General features: G+C 27.2%; 4 protein-coding genes. All 4 read left to right on the top strand.

Annotation, left to right across the window (positions count from 1 at the left end):
- Window positions 1-76 precede the first annotated feature (76 nt).
- The 4 genes from Q0733_RS12830 to Q0733_RS12815 all read left to right on the top strand — a co-directional run bounded on the left by Q0733_RS12830 (window position 77) and on the right by Q0733_RS12815 (window position 2,767).
- A complete protein-coding gene (locus Q0733_RS12830) occupies window positions 77-616 on the top strand; it encodes a hypothetical protein (RefSeq protein ID WP_298782714.1) in 540 nt (179 codons plus the stop codon).
- A gap of 327 nt (window positions 617-943) precedes the next feature.
- Complete coding sequence (locus Q0733_RS12825) at window positions 944-1,303, top strand: DUF3592 domain-containing protein (RefSeq protein WP_298782712.1); 360 nt, start codon at window positions 944-946, stop codon at window positions 1,301-1,303.
- A 163-nt stretch (window positions 1,304-1,466) separates the two neighbouring features.
- Entirely contained in the window at window positions 1,467-2,297 is an 831-nt protein-coding gene (locus Q0733_RS12820) for a hypothetical protein (RefSeq protein WP_298782710.1), read from the top strand.
- A complete protein-coding gene (locus Q0733_RS12815; RefSeq protein WP_298782708.1) occupies window positions 2,294-2,767 on the top strand; it encodes a Panacea domain-containing protein in 474 nt (157 codons plus the stop codon). Before Q0733_RS12820 ends, Q0733_RS12815 begins: the two co-directional genes overlap by 4 nt.
- The last annotated feature ends 257 nt before the right edge of the window (window positions 2,768-3,024 follow it).

Genomic DNA, 3,024 nt, shown 5'->3' with positions numbered 1-3,024 from the left:
TTTTGAACTAAAATTTGTAGCTTAGTAACATAAATAATCAGCAACGGTTTGTTGCGTTAACAACTTGAATGCAGCAATGACAAAAAGAGATTTTTTTATATTAACTATCAAAATATTTGGACTTTACTCAATTATTACTGCTTTATTTTCAACACTTCCGAATAATATTTCATTTGTAATTCAGAATATTGAATTCACTGGAATTATTTGGTTAATAATTACAACATTAATAATTATTGGGTTATTCTATTTACTCTTAAGGAAAGCTGACAAAGTAAGTGATATCTTAAAATTGGAAAAAGGATTTGACCAAGAAAGAATTGATTTTGGCGGACTGAAAAGTTTAGACATTATCAAATTTGGAATCCTGATAATTGGAGGTTTTCTATTTATCGAAAATATACCGACTTTTTTAAGTCATACTTTATTTGCTTTTAAATCGTCAATTCCTCAAGGATTTGACCAAGCTTATGAAAACAGAGGAATTTTAAAATACAATAGACTTGAAGATTATGTTTACTGGATAAGTAGTGGTATGAATTTATTAGTTGGGTACTTATTAATTGTAAATTTCAAAAAAATCAGTAACTATTTGAACAAAAAAACAACCGAATAAAAACGGTGTACAACACCGTATAAAATTAATTGCTAGTTCTAGCCAGTTTACGAAAGTCCTCGCGGACTTTCTATCTGTGATTTATTTGCTAACTTTAGTGCTTAAACCACGCAACTAATATTATACAAACACGTTGGCAGTAATAGCTAAGCAAAACGCCAAAGTAAATGATTTAATAAAAAATTGAAATTCTCAAGATTGTATATATTCAAAAAATCTCAATGAAATTTTAGATGAAAATTTGGACAATTATGAACGAAAAAAATTAATTATAAAAAATCATACAGAAATTAGGGAAAACAAAAAGCTATCTTGAAAGTGAAAAGTATGAAAAAAAAATATATAGTTTTAATTATCATAATAATAGTTTCTGCTCTTCTTTACAGAAGTATTAATAAAGAGCTCGAAATTATGAATAATAAAATGACAACTATTGGAAAAATAATTAGGCTTCAACCTGGCTTCAAAGCAAGATTTTATATTGAATATACTTATATCGTAAAAGGAAAAAAATACAAAGGAACAGTAAGAGTGAGCAGTAACTTAAAATGTGACAATGGAATAAAATATTGCATAGGTGAAGAATTTAAAGTTAGTTATTCATCTAAAAATCCCGAAAATAGTAGAATACATTTAGGAAAATATGAAAAATATAAGTCAAAAGTGGAATTTATAAAATTTGAATAATAATTAAAAAAATACTACTGCCAACACCGTGTATAATTTACTGTTTCTTTCGGTTTTTCTTGCGAAAAACCTCGCAAACGTAAAAGTCTGTAATAGGTAATTATTTTTCGCTAAATTTACACAGCAAATCATACACATAAAACGTTACCTGTAATTAAGAAAAATGAGAAACCGAATAAAAAATTTAATAGACTGGTTATTTGATAAATCAAGCTATATAGCAAGCATCTCTTTTGTTGTATTAACAATAATAGATATATCTAGTCTTAATGAATGGACAATAAACGCATTTGGTATTCCTAAACTAGAATTAGGTAAATTTCTTTATTATACTTCTGTTGTTTTTGCACTTATTTTTGGTGTAAAAGCTATTTCTAGTCAAGTAGAAAACACACAACTAGAGTCAAAAAACAAAGAACAATCAGAAAAAATTAGAGACCTTGAAAATTCATTGTCAGAAGTTGTAAATGAAACAAATGAACTTTTTAATTCATACTTGAAATTACTAGTTAAAAACTTAAATTTTACGCATAATGAACGTATTAGTGTCTACAAAACATATAATAATGAGTTTAGACTTATTGGAAGAACATCGGTAAATCCAAATTTAGCAAAAAGAGGTCGTACATCATATCCCATTACTGATGGATTTATAGGTAAAGGTTGGGCAGAAGGAGAATTTTTCATCCAAGAACTACCTTCGCCAAAGGCTAGTAATGGAAGAACATATTACAACAAGATTAATGGAATAAATCAAATTTCAAGAAGTGTTATTGATAACTTAAATATGAAATCTAGAAATTTTTTTATTTATAGAATCAATGGGTTTGATAATTCTCCAAAAGCAGTTTTAGTATTTGAAAGTTTAGAACCTAGTGCATTTACAAAAGAACATATCATTGAAAAACTTGCGGGTGTAAAACAACCGTTGGTTATGTTTATTGAGAAAAATAATGGAGTTAAATTATTAGAAAATAACGCTCTTGACTTATGAAAAAACTAAAAAACATAATTGAATATATACTCTTAAAGTATCCTAATTCTAACGAATTATCAAAACCTAGATTAGTTAAATTAATCTATTTAATTGATTGGAAACACGCTATTGACTATAAAACTCAATATACTGACATACGTTGGTATTTTAATCATTATGGTCCTTATGTTGAAGATGTAATTAATTTAATGAAATCTGAGTCCGAGATATTTGAAGTTACAAGTTACTCAAACCCGTTTAGCGGAGGAATTACGGACAAGTTCAAATTAAGAAAAGAAGTAAACCCTATACTGAATGAAAATGTAATCGAAACAACTAAATTCATAATAGACAACACTCATCATCTGAATTGGTCAAAATTCATTTCATTAGTTTATTCTTCTTATCCAATTAAGAATAGTGAAAAATATACTTTTTTAAACCTAGAATCTTTTTCTAGTGAATTTAATGATAAAAAAAACAGGTAACAATGTGTATAATTAATGCGGGGTTTAGTGTTAAATTCAAAGTTTTGTGTATTTTTACTAAGTCCGTCAAATCATTTTGATTTGACTTTAGTACAGAAAAAAATAAAGGCAAACAAAATGCTTTGCCTCGTGCTAAATTGAAAGTCTTCTGACTTTCTATTTCCGCACTAAGTATACACGCAACGTTGTAATTTATTGTTCAGAAAAACTGAAACGCTTGAAAAAACAGCAAAATGAAATTGTACGAATGAAAGCTG

Origin of the sequence: uncultured Polaribacter sp. (assembly GCF_947500975.1) — a bacterium.
Lineage (GTDB): Bacteria > Bacteroidota > Bacteroidia > Flavobacteriales > Flavobacteriaceae > Polaribacter.
This window is presented reverse-complemented; position numbering and strand designations above follow the sequence as displayed.

Coding starts and splice junctions, on each gene's coding strand:
- Q0733_RS12830 (WP_298782714.1), top strand. CDS start 77: ATGACAAAAAGAGATTTTTTTATATTAACTATCAAAATATTTGGACTT.
- Q0733_RS12815 (WP_298782708.1), top strand. CDS start 2,294: ATGAAAAAACTAAAAAACATAATTGAATATATACTCTTAAAGTATCCT.
- Q0733_RS12825 (WP_298782712.1), top strand. CDS start 944: ATGAAAAAAAAATATATAGTTTTAATTATCATAATAATAGTTTCTGCT.
- Q0733_RS12820 (WP_298782710.1), top strand. CDS start 1,467: ATGAGAAACCGAATAAAAAATTTAATAGACTGGTTATTTGATAAATCA.